This is a genomic window from Reyranella sp. (assembly GCF_052439685.1).
GTDB lineage: Bacteria > Pseudomonadota > Alphaproteobacteria > Reyranellales > Reyranellaceae > Reyranella.
Genome location: NZ_JBQVQG010000026.1, coordinates 1 through 15,904, shown reverse-complemented (window position 1 = coordinate 15,904; position 15,904 = coordinate 1). Strand labels below are relative to the sequence as shown.

The 15,904-nt window shown below is 65.1% G+C and carries 18 protein-coding genes; 17 read left to right on the top strand and 1 reads right to left on the bottom strand.

Annotated elements, in window-relative coordinates:
• Positions 1–22: 22 nt before the first annotated feature.
• Entirely contained in the window at positions 23–265 is a 243-nt protein-coding gene (locus ACT6UX_RS24340) for a helix-turn-helix domain-containing protein (RefSeq protein WP_444777740.1), read from the bottom strand.
• 244 nt (positions 266–509) lie between these two features.
• Here ACT6UX_RS24340 and ACT6UX_RS24335 point away from each other — a divergent pair, with 244 nt between their 5' ends.
• The 17 genes from ACT6UX_RS24335 to trbL all read left to right on the top strand — a co-directional run.
• Positions 510–773, top strand: coding sequence for a DNA -binding domain-containing protein (locus ACT6UX_RS24335; RefSeq protein ID WP_444777739.1), 264 nt, complete (start codon positions 510–512; stop codon positions 771–773).
• 150 nt (positions 774–923) lie between these two features.
• Entirely contained in the window at positions 924–1,169 is a 246-nt protein-coding gene (locus tag ACT6UX_RS24330) for a transcriptional regulator domain-containing protein (RefSeq protein ID WP_444777738.1), read from the top strand.
• 19 nt (positions 1,170–1,188) lie between these two features.
• Positions 1,189–1,698, top strand: a complete 510-nt coding sequence (locus tag ACT6UX_RS24325; RefSeq protein WP_444777783.1) for a DUF2285 domain-containing protein — start codon at positions 1,189–1,191, stop codon at positions 1,696–1,698.
• Positions 1,699–1,840: 142 nt separating this feature from the next.
• Complete coding sequence (locus ACT6UX_RS24320; protein ID WP_444777737.1) at positions 1,841–2,122, top strand: helix-turn-helix transcriptional regulator; 282 nt, start codon at positions 1,841–1,843, stop codon at positions 2,120–2,122.
• A 13-nt stretch (positions 2,123–2,135) separates the two neighbouring features.
• On the top strand, positions 2,136–3,008 hold the full coding sequence (locus ACT6UX_RS24315) for a replication initiator protein A (protein ID WP_444777736.1): 873 nt from the start codon (positions 2,136–2,138) through the stop codon (positions 3,006–3,008).
• Positions 3,009–3,252: 244 nt separating this feature from the next.
• Positions 3,253–3,717: a DUF2840 domain-containing protein gene (locus ACT6UX_RS24310; protein WP_444777735.1), complete on the top strand. Its 465-nt coding sequence runs from the start codon at positions 3,253–3,255 to the stop codon at positions 3,715–3,717.
• Positions 3,717–4,229: a S26 family signal peptidase gene (locus tag ACT6UX_RS24305; RefSeq protein ID WP_444777782.1), complete on the top strand. Its 513-nt coding sequence runs from the start codon at positions 3,717–3,719 to the stop codon at positions 4,227–4,229. The genes ACT6UX_RS24310 and ACT6UX_RS24305 overlap by 1 nt, the downstream gene beginning before the upstream one ends.
• Before the next feature lie 2 nt (positions 4,230–4,231).
• Positions 4,232–5,050, top strand: a complete 819-nt coding sequence (locus tag ACT6UX_RS24300; protein ID WP_444777734.1) for a lytic transglycosylase domain-containing protein — start codon at positions 4,232–4,234, stop codon at positions 5,048–5,050.
• Between the two features lie 663 nt (positions 5,051–5,713).
• Positions 5,714–7,507, top strand: coding sequence for a DUF3363 domain-containing protein (locus ACT6UX_RS24295; RefSeq protein ID WP_444777733.1), 1,794 nt, complete (start codon positions 5,714–5,716; stop codon positions 7,505–7,507).
• 128 nt (positions 7,508–7,635) lie between these two features.
• Entirely contained in the window at positions 7,636–9,633 is a 1,998-nt protein-coding gene (locus ACT6UX_RS24290) for a conjugal transfer protein TraG (RefSeq protein WP_444777732.1), read from the top strand.
• Positions 9,634–9,641: 8 nt separating this feature from the next.
• Positions 9,642–10,085 carry a CopG family transcriptional regulator gene (locus tag ACT6UX_RS24285; RefSeq protein ID WP_444777731.1) on the top strand — a complete coding sequence of 148 codons (444 nt, stop codon included), beginning with the start codon at positions 9,642–9,644 and terminating at the stop codon, positions 10,083–10,085.
• 139 nt (positions 10,086–10,224) lie between these two features.
• Entirely contained in the window at positions 10,225–11,193 is a 969-nt protein-coding gene (gene trbB, locus ACT6UX_RS24280) for a P-type conjugative transfer ATPase TrbB (RefSeq protein WP_444777730.1), read from the top strand.
• Positions 11,190–11,516, top strand: a complete 327-nt coding sequence (locus ACT6UX_RS24275; RefSeq protein ID WP_324505417.1) for a TrbC/VirB2 family protein — start codon at positions 11,190–11,192, stop codon at positions 11,514–11,516. Before trbB ends, ACT6UX_RS24275 begins: the two co-directional genes overlap by 4 nt.
• Positions 11,516–11,779 (top strand): VirB3 family type IV secretion system protein, encoded by a 264-nt coding sequence (locus tag ACT6UX_RS24270; protein WP_422034434.1) that lies wholly within the window; start codon positions 11,516–11,518, stop codon positions 11,777–11,779. The genes ACT6UX_RS24275 and ACT6UX_RS24270 overlap by 1 nt, the downstream gene beginning before the upstream one ends.
• Positions 11,780–11,789: 10 nt before the next feature.
• Positions 11,790–14,228, top strand: coding sequence for a conjugal transfer protein TrbE (trbE, locus tag ACT6UX_RS24265; protein ID WP_444777729.1), 2,439 nt, complete (start codon positions 11,790–11,792; stop codon positions 14,226–14,228).
• A complete protein-coding gene (gene trbJ, locus ACT6UX_RS24260) occupies positions 14,225–14,962 on the top strand; it encodes a P-type conjugative transfer protein TrbJ (RefSeq protein ID WP_444777728.1) in 738 nt (245 codons plus the stop codon). The genes trbE and trbJ overlap by 4 nt, the downstream gene beginning before the upstream one ends.
• Before the next feature lie 40 nt (positions 14,963–15,002).
• Positions 15,003–15,904: P-type conjugative transfer protein TrbL (trbL, locus tag ACT6UX_RS24255; protein WP_444777727.1), on the top strand; the 902-nt coding region annotated here is incomplete at its 3' end.

Below are 15,904 nucleotides of genomic sequence, written 5' to 3'. Positions count from 1 at the left end.
GAAGGGCGTCTTCGCCTGACGGTTACGATCCCTTGCGGTCAAGGCTTCGATTTCGTGCAGGCTCAACAATCAGGTCAGCCGGACGCACGCCCAAGGCCTGGGCAACTTCCCGGATCGTCAGTAGCGTGGCGTTCTGCCGTCCTCGCTCGATCGCACTGACGTAGGCCCGGTCCACACCCATGCGAACGGCAACGGCCTCTTGGCTGAGGCCCGCTGCTAGTCGATAGACACGGACGTTGGCACCGAACACCTTGCGAATGTCCATCCGCAGGATAGGAGGCAATCGCGTATTTTGGCGCTACGTACTATAATACGCGGCGCAAAATGCTGGCGCAGCGGCGTCTCTATGCTTTTATGCAGATCAGGCTTCGGTTGCCTTCACGTTGCGCCTGGTGAGCATGGAAATTGACGGATGTGATGCTTGCCTTGCATCGCGACGGGCCTAGGGACTGTGACTATGCGGTGGCTGGAGTTCCGACGAATGTTATTCCCTCGCTGCGATCCTTGAGATGACGACACCTGCCTTTGACGACTGCCCTCCTGAAAGCCCCGTCGTCACCAGCTATGACGAGCGGCACTTCGCGACCTACCTGCGCTTGCTGGACGCCGCAGCCGAGGCCGCGGACTGGCAAGAAGTCGTGCGCATTGTCTTCGGGCTCAATCCGGAGATGGACCCCGACCGCGCACGCTTGGTCCACGACACTCATTTGGCTCGAGCTCGGTGGATGACCGAGACGGGTTACCGTGATCTCTTGCGCGCATCGCGCAACTGACGGGCCAGCCCCGGGAAAGGACTTTTAGATAGCCCCTTTGGGGGCGTCTTCGCATGACATCGCGCGTTCGGCGTTCGGGCTCTTCAACAACCGTTGGTCGCATGAAAGGCTGAGGCCCGTTAGCCCTGAGTTCGTGTAACGGAGTCTTTGATGACGAAGAGACCCGATTGGAGGTCGTCCGAGTACGTCGATACGCTGAAGAATCTCGATCGTGCCGGATTCGCGTGGGAGTTCCTGCGACGCAACCCGGCATACCGTGATGACTACGACCGGCTTGACGAAGATCCGGAGGAATCGGCATTGAGCCCGAAGACGGTGGGAGGGAACTGGGGGCTTTCCTTTCGCCTGCGATCCCTCACTCGATGCGACGGCCGCGCAGGTTTCATGGCGGCCTGAGCTGCTTCCCCATGCCGTGATGCTCGTTCCCGCACCCGAGGGCTTCGAAGGCGCCTATCGCTTTGAAGCGCTTGTTCGACTGCGTCCGTCGATCGATCTACAGCACGGCGGCGAGTGCCAATGCATCGTGAATGATGGCGATGGCCCAATGTCCCTGTGGCTCAAGGGCGAGCGGCCGGCACTGCCGATGGCGGCGCTTGTCCCCTTGGATGAGACCGTTCTCCTTCGCCTCGCCGGTTTGGTCCGCCTCAAGCGCCGCCTCGATCGCCACTCGGCAGGCCCGCTTCCGTCCGCCTGGCAGATCACGACGCGTCTCCGCACACGGCTTCTCGACATGATCCGGGCGTTGGACGGTCACCTGGAGGGCGCAAGTTATCGCGAACTCGCAAGGGCGCTCTATGGCCCGGAAGCAGTAGAGCGATTCCCCTGGAAGACCTCATCGGTCAGGGGCCAGACGATCCGATTGGTCGCCGATGCCGTGGCCATGATGGACGGGGGCTACCGCAAGCTGCTGCGCGCCAGCCGCTAGCCTCTCTCGACATCAGGACAGGGGGTATCGCCAACCACAGGGCCCAGTTCGTCATCCGGCCGGCCCGCGAATCTCCGCCACCGTGACCGTCGTTACGCCGTCGCCCCTCGACGGCTCTCGTCAAAACCACGGAGTTATTCGCATGCCCGATCCTGCCGCCGGCCTGCCGCCGCGCTTTTTGCGAACGCCGGAAGCCGCACGTTTTCTCAGCCTCTCCGGACGGACCCTTGAGAAACACCGAACCTACGGTACAGGCCCAACCTACCGGAAGATCGGCGGTCGAGTCGTGTACGCGGTCGACGATCTCAAGGCCTGGGCCGACCGCGGGGCCAAGACGTCGACCTCTGATCCGGGGACCGGGACCGTGCTGCCTGCAAAGCCGCACATGAACCCGCTCGCCAACGCTTCTCGTGCTCGGCGCTGAGCGGAGGCCAAACGTGACCTTCAAGCACAGGCGCGTCAGCGAGCGAGACCAGCTCGACCTGTTCAGGGCGTTGCCCGGCGATCTCGCACCGCGTGACGCCCAGGATCTCATGGCCTATCCGTTCTTCTCGCTCGCCAAATCGAAACGAGTGCGGCCGATCGATTACCGCACCCGTACGGTCGCCATACGGGTGGAGGCCGTGCCCGACCACGGCATGGCGACCATCTGGGACGCCGATGTGCTGATCTGGGCCGCCTCGCAGATCGTCGAGGCCAGAGACGCCGGCTTGAAGACCTCGCGTCTGATGGCGGCCACTCCTTACGAGATCTTGACGTTCGTGGGCCGCGGCACAGGCGCAAGGGACTACGACCGCCTGAAGGCGGCGTTCGACCGTCTCCAGTCAACGACCGTGCTGACGTCCATCCGCCAACCTGCAGAGCGGCGACGCCATCGCTTCTCCTGGATCAACGAATGGAAGGAGACTGCGGACGTCCACGGTCGCCCGCTCGGCCTCGAACTCATCCTCCCAGACTGGTTCTATGCCGGCATTCTGGACGACGCGCTTGTGCTCACGATTGACCGTGCGTACTTCGATCTGACAGGCGGTCTGGAGCGCTGGCTTTATCGCATCGTCCGCAAGCACGGCGGCCGTCAGGCTGACGGGTGGAGCTTCGATTTTTCACATCTCCACGCCAAGTCCGGCAGCCTCTCGCCACTCAAGCACTTCGCCTACGATGTGCGCGAGATCGTCCGCCGACAGGCCCTTCCCGGCTATCGGCTTTGTATTGAACGCGGCTTCCGCGGAGTCGAACGGCTTGAGTTCGTCGCGATCCCGCGCGAGCCGTTCGTCCATCGGCCGTTAGCTCCGTCTGGGGACAAGCTGTGACTTGCCTCGTGCTAACGGGGACGCCGACCCTCGTGCCATCGGGGACGGGAACCTCGTGCTATCGGGGACCAGAATCGCCGGATTCCCTTTGGCCCACAACGGCTTGGCGCCTCCTTAACTTACCTAACCCAGATTCTTTCAGAATCTGTCTAACGCATCAGATTTGTCCACCGCTGGGGATAGCTGCCTTGCTGGGAAGGGAAAGGCCAAAGGGCGTGGGTTCGATCCGGCTACGAGGCCGCGCATGACCGATCTCACGCATGTCGAACTGCTGTGGCTCGAGAAGCATATCGAGCGATGGATACGCTTCGGCCGGCCGGCAGACGAACGGATCCACGATCGACGACGGCGGGTCCTCTCTTTTACGCCCGGCAGTGTCTTCGGATTCGTCCGTTGGGCTGGCAACGACTACGGAACGATCGCCTCCCGCATCGACATCCTGCGCGCCGTGCGCTCGAGCGAAGCCCACGCGACCATCCCATTCGTCCGGCCGGGTGCCGACATCCTGTTGCGGGCTTCTGGCTGGCCGAAGGTCAAGCATGTGTTGCAGATGATCGACATCGTCGAAGCCCTGGGCGTCGATCCCTGCGACGCGGCACCGGACTATTGGCGCCACGTTCACAGCCGTCTTGCGGTCGGGGAAGCGCTGAGGCCCTACACGATGGCACGCCACAAGGCCTGGCTGCTGCGGCAGAGACTGGAGCCGTGATGCGCCGCGTGTGCGTCCTGCTGACGGCCTTGGGAGCCATTGGCGCCGTGGCGCTGTCGATTGTCGTGGAGCCGCCTCGGATACTTTTGTGGAACGCGTCAGCCAGTGTGCCGATCGGGCTCTACGCGCTGGAGGCCACTGACAAGCGGTATGTCTCCGAACTGGTCGCCGTCATACCGCCGGAACCGCTCGCAACCTTCCTCGCGGACGGCAACTACCTGCCACGCGGCATTCCTCTGTTGAAGCATGTCCTGGCGCTTCCCGGTCAGACCGTCTGCCGGGACGGGCTTATGGTCACGGTCGATACGGTCGCGACAGGCGTGGCGCGCGAGCGTGATGCACGTGGGCGACCGCTGCCCACTTGGCATGGTTGCCGCGCCATAGGCCCGGGGGAACTTTTCCTGATGAACTGGCAATCGGCCGACTCGCTGGACGGCCGGTACTTCGGGCCGATCCCGGCATCCGCCGTGCTTGGCCGCGCACATCCGATTTGGATCGAGAAGGAGGATTGACCATGCAGCGCTCTCTCCCTCAAGCAGCCGCTCTCCTGTTCGCACGGCGCCGTGACTCTTCCTCCTTCCCGGCCGGAATTCAGCAAGCCGTTGTCCGGTCGGTCGCGTTGAGGGCTGTGATCCTGCTGATGTCGGTCGCGGCCGGACTCGGCAGAACGGCATGTGCCGAACCTGTCGTTACCGTGCCGTCGAGGAGCATATCCTCCGTCGATCCCTATGCGGTCTTCATCCGCGAAGCTGCGCAGCGATTTGGGCTGCCGGCATCCTGGATCAGCACGGTGATGGCGGTGGAAAGCAGCGGCGACGCACTGGCCCTTTCGCCGCAAGGCGCCATGGGACTGATGCAGATCATGCCCGATACATGGGCTGAATTGAGTACCCGCCACGGGCTCGGTGCTGACCCGTATGAGCCACGCGACAACATCCTTGCCGGAGCAGCGTACTTGCGCGAGATGCACGCCCGCTATGGCTCGCCAGGTTTTCTGGCCGCCTACAATGCAGGTCCCGCGCGCTATGACGAGTACCTTGCGACGGGCCGCGAGCTACCGGCCGAGACCCAGCTCTATGTCGCCATGCTCGCACCGCTGATCGGAGAAGGGCAGCCCGGTGGCATGGTTGCCGTCAGTCGCCGTACCTTATCGTGGCAGGAGTCGCCGCTGTTTGCGGCGCGTGATCAGCGCAGTCCTGCAGCCAGGTCGTTACCATCAGAAGTGTCGCCAGACCGGGCGTCGAATAGCCGTTCCGTTACCGGCGTATCTGAGCTGGCACCACAAACTGGCGGACTGTTTGTCCGTCGTGAGGACGCAAAGCGGCTGCCGTAATGCGAAGCGCCCTACAATCGTATGCGTTCAGTCGTTCGTGCAAACGGGCCTGCGCGGGTCGTCGAACGAAGGCGCCATGATCTGGACGGCAAGATAAAGCGGGTGACCCCGCAGCCGTCGCCGGGCTCCGGAAGGCTTGTCTGCACGTTGTTTTTCGAGGACGCGGCGCCGGCTCTTGGCCACGTCGATATGGCGGTTGAGGCACTTTCCGCTTTGTTTTCAATGCCGCAGGCGCCATCGCTTCGGGGGGCAGCCTCCCGACGCTACGCGGGAGATCTCTTTGCTACGCTACACGGCGATGCGTGTGTTCCGGCGCTTGCAGGCCTTCGTGCCGCTGCCAATCGTTAAACCATGGCACTTGATGATGATGATTTCCGCCTTCGGCCCGGCAGGGTTCGGGATCGGGGCGGCGCGCGAGTTGGAAAGCACCGCGTCGGTGGAGGGGGCGGGCGGGGGACCAGCTTCAACGGGCAGATTCAGCAGGCTATTCGACGGGCGGGCGGGAACCCCTCCCGCTTGGGCAACGCCGGGAAGGGAGGGGGCCGCTTTAACGAGCGGGGGCGCGGCGCTTCGGCGGCCGCGGTGCTGAAGAATCGTAAGCCATGGAGCCGAGACGGCGCCATTCGCACACGCTCAAGGCGGGTCGCGGTCAAGGCTCGAGTTGTGAAGCTCAATCCGCAGCGAGGCGCTGCCAGAGGACGACAGTTTGTCAGCGCCAAGGCCGTTGATGCCCATCTGCGGTATCTGCAGCGCGACGGTGTGACCAAGGACGGAGAAAAAGGCCAAGTCTACTCGGCCAGCCAGGATGTTGAGGATGGTGCTGCGTTCGTGGAACGGGGCCGGGAAGACCGCCACCAGTTCCGCTTCATCGTGTCGTCCGAGGAGGGTGTCGAGCTCTCTGATCATCGCGCAACCACCCGTGATCTCATGAAGCAGATGGAGGCCGACCTTGGCACCCGGCTCGACTGGATCGCGGTTGATCACCACAACACTGGCCACCCTCACACTCATATTATCGTCCGGGGTGTGACCGACGATGCCAAGACTCTTAACATCGCTGGCGACTACATCGCTCATGGCATCCGGGAACGGGCAAGCGAGGTCGTGACCCGAGAACTTGGCCGCCAGACCGAGCAGGAGGTGTCCCGTGGCCTGGAGCGGGAGGTCGATGCAGATCGGTTCACGCGCCTCGATCGCATGCTGCTCGCCGAGCAGCGGAGCCGCACCGAGTTCGCCGACCTCAGGCCCGATCGGGACATGCTCGAGAGCCTGCGGCAGAATCGGGCGCTGCTGATCCGGCGGGCGCGCAAGCTGGGGCGCATGGGCCTGGCCACCGAGGTTGAACCGGGACAATGGACGGTACTGCCCGGGGCCGAACCCGTCCTGCGAGATCTGGGGGAGCGCGGCGACATCATCAAGACCATGCATCGGGCACTGGACCGTGAAGGGTTGGCTCACGCCCGCTCTGTCGCGGGTTATGTCCTTCATCGTGAGGAGATAACCGCACTGATCGTCGGCCGGGTACTCGACAAGGGGCTGGCAGGCGACGAGATAGGCGAGCGGGTGAGGCTGGTCGTCGACGGCGTGGACGGCCATGTCCATCATTTAGAGATGGATCCTGCCGGAGTAGAGAATATTCAGCGGGGCATGATCGTGACCGCGGGTGCCGCAGAGGCGGGACCGCGCGCATCGGATCGCAATATCCTGGCAATTGCTGGAGAGGAGGGGATCTATCGGCCTGCCGCGCACTTGGAGCAGGCTGTCGGCACCGTCGAGCGTCTGGGCGGAGATCCCGCGGCCTACGTCCGATCCCATGTCCGGCGCCTGGAGGCGCTGCGACGGGCCGGCCATGTCGAGCGGATCGACGCGGACCACTGGCGCATTCCCGCCGACCTGGCCGAGCGGGGGCAGGCCTATGACCTCGCACGGGCCGGCGCGTCCGGTCGAGTGACCGTGCTCTCGGCGACGGGGCTAGAGAAGCAGGTCGTTCATGATGGCGCGACGTGGCTCGACCGAGAGCTGGCGTCTCGGCAGCGCACCGTTCTGGCCGAAGACGGATTCGGCCGGGACGTGACCGCCGCGCTGGCCAACCGTCGGCGATGGCTGGCTGACAAGGGGTATGCCACGGACGTCGGCGACGGACGGATCCGGATTTCTCGCGACGTGGTGCAGCGGCTTGAGGCTCGTGACATCCAGCGCGTCGGCCGCGCGCTCGCCGCCGAACGGGGGCGGGAATGGCAGCCTGCCATTCCGGGGAACCACGTTGCCGGGACGCTGGTCGGCTCCACGCAGCTTTCGAGTGGACGGTTCGCCATGATCGACGACGGGCTCGGCTTTAGCCTGGTTCCCTGGCGGCCCGCGCTCGAACAGCATGTCGGCCGCCTGGTGTCAGGGGTGGCCTTGCCCGGCGGCGATGTCAGCTGGTCGCTTGGACGACGTCGCGGACTGGGGCTGTAACTCGATGAGGAAGAGAGTGGCAGACCGGTTCACAGCACTCACCAAATTGCACGCCAGGGCCGCCGCATGAGCGCTCTGCGCGTCGTCGGCATTGAACGGATGGCAAGCGACCGCTTGTTGTCCTCGTCATGTCCGCGACGAAGATCCTGTGGGGGCAGATCACCCTCGTTTTCGCAATCGTGCTCGTAACGGTATGGGCATCCACACAATGGACGGCCTGGCGGCTGGGTTATCAGTCTCAGCTTGGCCCGCCATGGTTCGAACTCGCCCAGGTCCCGATCTATTTTCCTCCGACCTTCTTCTGGTGGTGGTATGCCTTCGATGCCTATGCACCCGCGATCTTCGTGGAGGGCGCCTGCATCGCGGCCTCGGGCGGCTTCATCTCGATCGGCGTCGCGATCGGCATGTCGGTCTGGCGCGCGCGCGAGGCAAAGAACGTGGCGACCTACGGATCGGCACGTTGGGCGACAGCAGGCGAAGCACGCCGCGCGGGATTAATCGGCCCGGACGGCGTGGTGTTGGGCAAGCTCGGCGCCGACTACCTGCGGCATGAAGGACCGGAACACGTCCTTTGCTTTGCGCCGACACGCAGCGGTAAGGGCGTCGGCCTGGTCGTGCCGACCTTGCTGACCTGGCCGGGCAGCTCGATCGTTCACGACATCAAGGGCGAGAACTGGGAGCTGACCTCGGGTTTCCGGTCGCGGCATGGCCGCGTGCTGCTGTTCGATCCGACCAACGCGGCGTCGGCCGCCTACAATCCGCTGCTGGAGGTTCGTCGAGGGGAGTGGGAAGTCCGCGACGTCCAGAACATTGCCGATGTGCTGGTCGATCCCGAAGGCGCCCTGGAGCGACGGAACCATTGGGAAAAGACCAGTCACGCCCTGCTGGTTGGCGCCATCCTGCATGTCCTGTACGCCGGTGAGGACAAGACGCTGGCCGGGGTGGCGGCTTTCCTGTCAGACCCCAGGCAGCCGATCGAGTCGACGCTCCGCGCAATGATGACGACGGCGCACCTCGGCGAGGCGGGTGTCCATCCGGTCATCGCGTCAGCCGCCCGGGAGCTGCTGAACAAGAGCGAGAACGAGCGCTCGGGCGTGCTCTCGACCGCCATGTCCTTCCTAGGCCTGTACCGGGACCCTGTAGTTGCGCAGGTAACGCGTCGCTGCGACTGGCGCATCCGCGATCTCGTCGAGAACGAACGGCCGACGACCCTCTACCTCGTTGTGCCGCCCTCCGACATCAGCCGGACCAAGCCGCTGGTGCGCCTCGTATTGAACCAGATCGGCCGCCGGCTGACCGAAGAGCTTCACGCCAAGGGGCGGCGGCACAGGCTGCTTCTCATGCTCGACGAGTTTCCTGCCCTGGGGCGCCTGGATTTCTTCGAATCGGCGCTCGCGTTCATGGCGGGCTATGGACTCAAGAGCTTTCTCATCGCCCAATCCCTCAATCAGATCGAGAAAGCCTACGGTCCCAACAACGCCATCCTCGACAACTGCCATGTGCGCGTGTGCTTCGCCACCAACGATGAGCGCACCGCGAAGCGCGTCTCGGACGCGCTTGGCACGGCGACGGAGATTCGCGATGCGAGAAACTATGCCGGGCACCGGCTGAGCCCATGGCTCGGCCATCTCATGGTTTCTCGGCAGGAGACCGCACGGCCGTTGCTGACGCCCGGCGAGGTCATGCAGCTGCCGGCGAGCGACGAGTTGGTCCTGGTTTCCGGGTGCCCGCCCATCCGGGCAAAGAAGGCGCGTTACTACGAGGACCGACAGCTCACGGAACGTCTGCTGCCATCGCAAGAGCCCGAAAGGCGGGGTGATTCCGGCGTCACACTGGATGATTGGAGTGCCAAGGCTGGTATGGCGGTTCAGGAGACACGCGGAGAGGTGACCGGCGGTGTTCAGGAAGGGCAGCCCGTCGACGATCCCAATGGCGGTATTCGTCGGGAGCCGGAGCTTGCCGAGCATGAAGACATCGCCCCCGAGCCGGTCACCCCTGCACCCGAGTTCGAGTTCGCCGAGGATGAGGCCGATGAAGACGCGGTGCGAGCCCGCCGTTTGCGCGCGACGGCTCGGGGGCTCGCCCGCCAAGCCACGATGGATCCTGGCGACGGCATCGACCTGTGAGTGGATAGATGCGCACCAAGCATACGTTTCGTCTGCCGCCCGATCTGGGGCTGAAGCTTGCCGACTATGCGTCGCGCAAACGTGTGCCGCAGGCCCATATCGTCGAGACCGCACTCGCCTCGTTCCTGTCACCGGATGCTTCCGAAAGACTCGAAGGAGCGCTCGGGCGTCGGCTGGACAGGCTCGTTCGACAGGTCGAGCGTCTCGAACGCGATGTCACCATCTCGAGCGAGGCGCTGGCGCTGTTCGTGCGATTCTGGCTGACCACCACGCCCTCGTTGCCTGACGGCGCACAACAGGCCGCGCAAGCGAAGGGTCGCGAGCGGTACGAAGGCTTTGTCGATGCTTTGGGCCGGCGCCTGGCGAAGGGCCGGACGCTCTCGGAGGAGATTTCACAGGACATCGAGCCAGGAGAGGGCACGGAGAGTGGCCCGTCTTCGGAGCCTGTCTGAGTGGTCCCGCCCATTCACACGCCTTTCTACGCCTGAGCACTACGATCCCTCCGTTGTTGTTGCGCACGGTACGTTGCTGCTTCTTCTAATTGACCCCGTTTGGTGACCGCTGCTTGCGGTCCTGCATCCCGGGGTAACGATGACGGTTCATTCCTTCCAGGCAGAAGTTATCTCGCGCGGCGCTCGCATGCTGCGCACGGCGCTCGGACCCGCCATCGCGAATTGGCTCGAGGACCCGTCGGTCGTCGAGGTGATGCTCAATCCCGATGGTCGACTCTGGATCGATCGGCTGTCGACCGGCCTGGTCGAGACGCAGGAGAGACTGGCAGCGGCCGAGGGCGAGCGCATCGTGCGGCTGGTCGCCCACCATGTCGGCGCCGAAGTCCATCCGGCCAGCCCGAGGGTATCGGCCGAGCTGCCCGAGACGGGTGAGCGGTTCGAGGGGCTGCTGCCGCCCGTCGTCGCGGGGCCCACCTTCGCGATCCGAAAGCCCGCGGTCGCCGTCTTCACCCTCGACGATTACGCCGGGGCAGGGATCATGACGATAGGCGAAGCCGGCGTGCTTCGGCAGGCTGTTGCGGATCGCCGCAACATCCTGGTGGCCGGCGGCACCTCGACCGGCAAGACGACGCTCGCCAATGCGCTCCTGGCCGAGGTGGCCAAGACGGATGACCGGGTGGTCCTGATTGAGGACACCCGCGAACTGCAATGCCGTGCCGCCAACCTCGTGGCCTTGCGCACCAAGGATGGCGTGGCGTCGTTGTCCGAACTGGTCCGCTCGTCCTTGCGGCTGCGGCCCGACCGCATCCCGATCGGCGAGGTGCGGGGCGCCGAAGCCCTCGACCTCCTGAAGGCCTGGGGCACAGGCCATCCCGGCGGCATCGGCACCATTCACGCCGGCTCGGCGATCGGGTCGTTGCGGCGCCTCGAGCAGCTCATCCAGGAAGCGGTCGTCACGGTGCCGCGCGCCCTGATCGCCGAAACCATCGACCTCATCGCCGTGCTGTCGGGCCGCGGCGACGCACGTCGGCTGACAGAACTCGCCCGCGTCGACGGTCTCGACGCCACCTCGGACTACGCACTCTCAGCTGCAGGAGAATCTCAATGACGCGCCTCGCGATACGACACGCTGTTTCGGCGGCCGCAAGCTTGTCTGCGGCGCTGCTCGTCCTCTCGTCGACTGCTCATGCGGCGGGCTCCAGCATGCCCTGGGAGCAGCCGCTTCAGCAGGTCCTGCAATCCGTCGAGGGTCCGGTGGCCAAGATCGTCGCGGTGATCATTATCATCGTCACCGGCCTCACCCTGGCGTTCGGCGACAGCTCCGGTGGCTTCCGGCGCCTGATCCAGATCGTATTCGGAATCTCGATCGCCTTTGCCGCTTCAAGCTTCTTCCTCTCGTTCTTCTCGTTCGGCGGCGGGGTCCTCGTGTGATGACCGAACCCGTTCCCGGCTTCGTGGTGCCGCTCCACCGCGCCTTGACCGAGCCGATCCTGCTGGGCGGGGCACCGCGCTCGATCGCGATCCTCAACGGCACGCTAGCGGCCGCCATCAGCCTAGGGCTGCGCCTGTGGGTCGCGGGCCTGCTGATCTGGCTGCTCGGCCATGGCCTGGCCGTTTGGGCCGCCAAGCGCGATCCGCTCTTTGTCGAGGTGGTGCGCCGCCACCTGCGCATCCCGGGCCGGCTCGGCGTCTGAGGGGGCTGTCATGATGAATCTCGCCGAATACCGGAACTCCGCCACATGCCTCGCCGATTTCCTCCCATGGGCGGCGCTCGTCGCTCCCGGCGTCGTCCTGAACAAGGACGGCTCGTTCCAGCGGACCGCGCGTTTCCGTGGCCCCGATCTCGATTCCGCGGTGCCGGCGGAACTCGTCGGCGTCGCGGGGCGATTGAACAACGTCCTGCGTCGTCTTGGATCGGGCTGGGCGCTCTTCGTCGAGGCCCAGCGGTTGCCTGCCAGCATCTACCCGGAGAGCAGGCTTCCGGACGCGGCTTCGGCGCTGGTCGATGCCGAGCGCAAGGCCGCGTTCGAAGAGCAGGGCACGCACTACGAGTCGGCCTATTACCTGACCTTTCTCTATCTGCCGCCGGCCTGGGAGTCTGGCGGCGTCGAGCGCTTTCTCTATGAAGGCCGCAACCGCTCCGCAGGAGCGGACGCTCGTGAGATCCTGGCCGGGTTCACCGATCGCACCGACAGGGTGCTGCAGCTCCTCGAAGGTTTCATGCCCGAGTGCCACTGGCTCGACGATGCTGAGACGCTGACCTATTTGCATTCCTGCATCTCCACCCGGCGCCAGCGCGTGCGCGTGCCGGAGGTACCCATGTATCTGGACGGGCTGCTGGCCGATCAACCCTTGACGGGTGGCTTGGAGCCGAAGCTCGGCGACTGCCACCTGCGGGTGCTCACGATCGTCGGCTTCCCGGGAACCACCACGCCCGGACTGCTCGACGAACTCAATCGCCTGGCCTTCGCCTACCGCTGGTCGACGCGGGCGATCCTGCTCGACAAGACCGACGCTACCCGGCTTCTGACGCGCATCCGCCGTCAGTGGTTCGCCAAGAGGAAGTCCATCGCGGCCATCCTCAAGGAGGTGATGACCAACGAGGCGTCGACGCTCGTCGACACCGATGCGCACAACAAGGCGATCGACGCCGATGTGGCGTTGCAGGAACTCGGTTCGGACGCGGTCGGCGCGGCCTACTGCACGGTGACCGTCACGGTATGGGACGAGGATCCGCGAGTCGCCGACGAGCGGCTTCGTCTGGTCGAGAAGGTGATCCAGGGCCGCGACTTCACCTGCATGGTGGAGAAGATCAATGCCGTCGATGCATGGCTGGGCTCCCTTCCCGGGCATGCCTACGCCAACGTGCGCCAGCCGCCAGTCTCGACGCTCAATCTCGCGCACATGATCCCGCTGTCGGCGGTCTGGGCGGGGCCGCCGACCGACGAGCATTTCGGTGCGCCCCCGCTGTTCTTCGGCAGGACCGAGGGGGCGACGCCGTTCCGGTTCTCCCTTCATGTCGGAGATGTCGGCCATACGCTCGTCGTCGGCCCGACGGGCTCGGGCAAGTCCGTGCTGCTGGCTCTCATGGCTTTGCAGTTCCGGCGCTACGGCAAGGCGCAGGTGTTCGCCTTCGACTTCGGCGGTTCCATCCGCGCCGCTGCGCTCGCCATGGGTGGGGATTGGCACGACCTCGGAAGCGCGCTCGGCGAAGAGGAGAGGGAGCCCGTCGCGCTCCAGCCGCTGGCGGGAATCGACGATGTGGCGGAGCGGAGCTGGGCGACAGACTGGATTGCAGCTCTCCTGGCCCGCGAGAAGATCGTCCTCACGCCCGAGGTGAAGGACCATGTGTGGTCAGCCCTCGGGTCACTCGCCTCCGCGCCGCTGGAAGAGCGCACCCTGACGGGCCTTTCGGTCCTGTTGCAGTCGGCCGCCCTCAAGCGGGCCCTCCAGCCTTATTGCCTGGGAGGGGCTTATGGCCGTCTGCTGGACGCGGAGGCCGAACGGCTCGGCAGTACGTCGGTGCAGGTCTTCGAGACCGAGGGGCTGATCGGCAGCGGCGCCGCGGCTGCCGTGCTCGCCTATCTCTTCCATCGGATCGAGGCGCGTCTCGACGGCCGCCCGACCCTTCTGATCGTCGACGAGGGCTGGCTCGCCTTGGACGACGAGAGCTTTGCCGGCCAGCTGCGCGAATGGCTGAAGACCTTGCGCAAGAAGAATGCCTCCGTCGTCTTCGCGACCCAGTCGCTCTCGGACATCGACGGCTCTGCCATCGCGCCGGCCATCATCGAGAGCTGTCCCACCCGTCTCTTCCTGCCGAACGAGCGGGCGATCGAGCCGCAGATCACCGAGATCTATCGCCGCTTCGGCCTCAATGACCGTCAGATCGAGATTCTCGCCCGGGCGACGCCCAAGCGTGACTACTACTGCCAGTCCCGCCGCGGCGATCGCCTGTTCGAGCTCGGCCTCGGCGAGGTCACGCTTGCCCTCACGGCGGCTTCGTCGAAGTCCGACCAGACCCTGATCGAGCGGATTCTCGCCGAGCACGGCCGTGAGGCTTTCCTGGCCGGCTGGCTTGAGGCGCGCGGCATGCCGTGGGCTGCCGATCTCATCCCCGACGTCAACACAGGAGAACCATCATGATCTCGATCCGTCGTTGTGGTGTCGCGCTCGCGGCCATCCTCGCTCTCTCCGGCGGTGCGCTCCCGGCTTCGGCGCAGATGCACGTGTTCGATCCCACCAATTATTCGCAGAACCTGCTGACGGCGGCGCGCACGCTCGAGCAGGTCAACAACCAGATTCTGTCGCTGCAGAACGAAGCGCAGATGCTGATCAACCAGGCGCGCCATCTCGCGAGCCTGCCGTACTCTTCGCTACAACAGCTTCAGCAGTCTATCGGGCGGACCCGTCAACTGCTCAGCCAGGCCCAGAACATTGCCTACGATGTCCAGCAGATCGATCGGGCCTTCTCAACGACCTATGCGCCGGCGTCGGCGAATCAGTCGGCCCAATCGCTGATCGCCAATGCGCAGACCCGTTGGCAGAATTCCGTTGCAGGCCTGCAGGATGCGCTGCGCATCCAGGCAACCGTTGTCGGCAACCTCGACACCAACCGTTCAGAACTGTCCGCGCTCGTCGATGCCAGCCAGGGCGCTGCAGGGGCACTGGAGGCGGCGCAGGCCGGTAACCAGCTCGTCGCCCTTCAGGCACAGCAGCTTGCCGATCTCACAGCGACGGTCGCTGCGCAGGGGAGGGCCCAGAGCCTCGAGGCGGCCGCGCGGGTGGCCGCCCAGGACCAGGCGAGGGAACAGCTTCGCCGCTTCCTCGCGTCCAACACCGGCTATCAGCCGTCCACCGTCCGCATGTTCCATGAATAAGCCCGCCGCCGCGTGGGCAAGAGGAGCGGAGTGAAGGCCGATGGGCGGCACAGGCGTTATCGACCGGTTCCTCGAAGTCTTTACCAGCTACATCGACAGCGGCTTCGGGTTGCTGGGAAGCGAAGTGGGCTTCCTGGCAGCCACCCTGGTCGCGATCGACCTGACGCTGGCCGCGCTGTTCTGGGCCTGGGGCCAGGACGAGGATGTCGTCGCCCGGCTCGTCAAGAAGACCCTGTTCATCGGCGTCTTCGCCTATCTCATCGGTAACTGGAACAGCCTCGCCCGCATCGTCTTCGAGAGCTTCGCCGGCCTGGGCCTGAAGGCCTCCGGCACTGGCCTGTCGGCGGCGGATTTTCTTCGACCGGGGCGGGTTGCCCAGGTCGGCCTGGATGCCGGGCGGCCCCTTCTGGAGTCGATTTCGGGACTGATGGGCTACATCAGCTTCTTCGAGAACTTCATCCAGATCGTGGTGCTGTTGTTCGCCTGGATCGTGGTGCTGCTCGCCTTCTTCATTCTTGCCGTTCAGCTCTTCATCACCCTGATCGAGTTCAAGCTGACGACGCTCGCCGGTTTCGTGCTGATTCCCTTCGGACTGTTCAGCAAGACGGCCTTTCTGGCCGAGCGGGTGCTGGGCAACGTCGTGTCCTCCGGCGTGAAGGTGCTGGTGCTGGCGGTCATCGTCGGGATCGGCTCGACGCTCTTCTCTCAGTTCACCTCGGGCACCGGTGCCCAGCCCTCCATCGAGGATGCCATGGCGCTGGTGCTGGCCTCCCTGGCCCTGCTGGGCCTCGGCATCTTCGGGCCCGGCATCGCCAACGGCATCGTCTCGGGCGGACCCCAGCTGGGGGCCGGCGCGGCGGTCGGGACGGGGCTGGCGGCCGGTGGGCTTGCCGCCGCAGGCGGGGCACTCGCGACCGGCGGCGCAAGTGCGCTGGCCGGTGC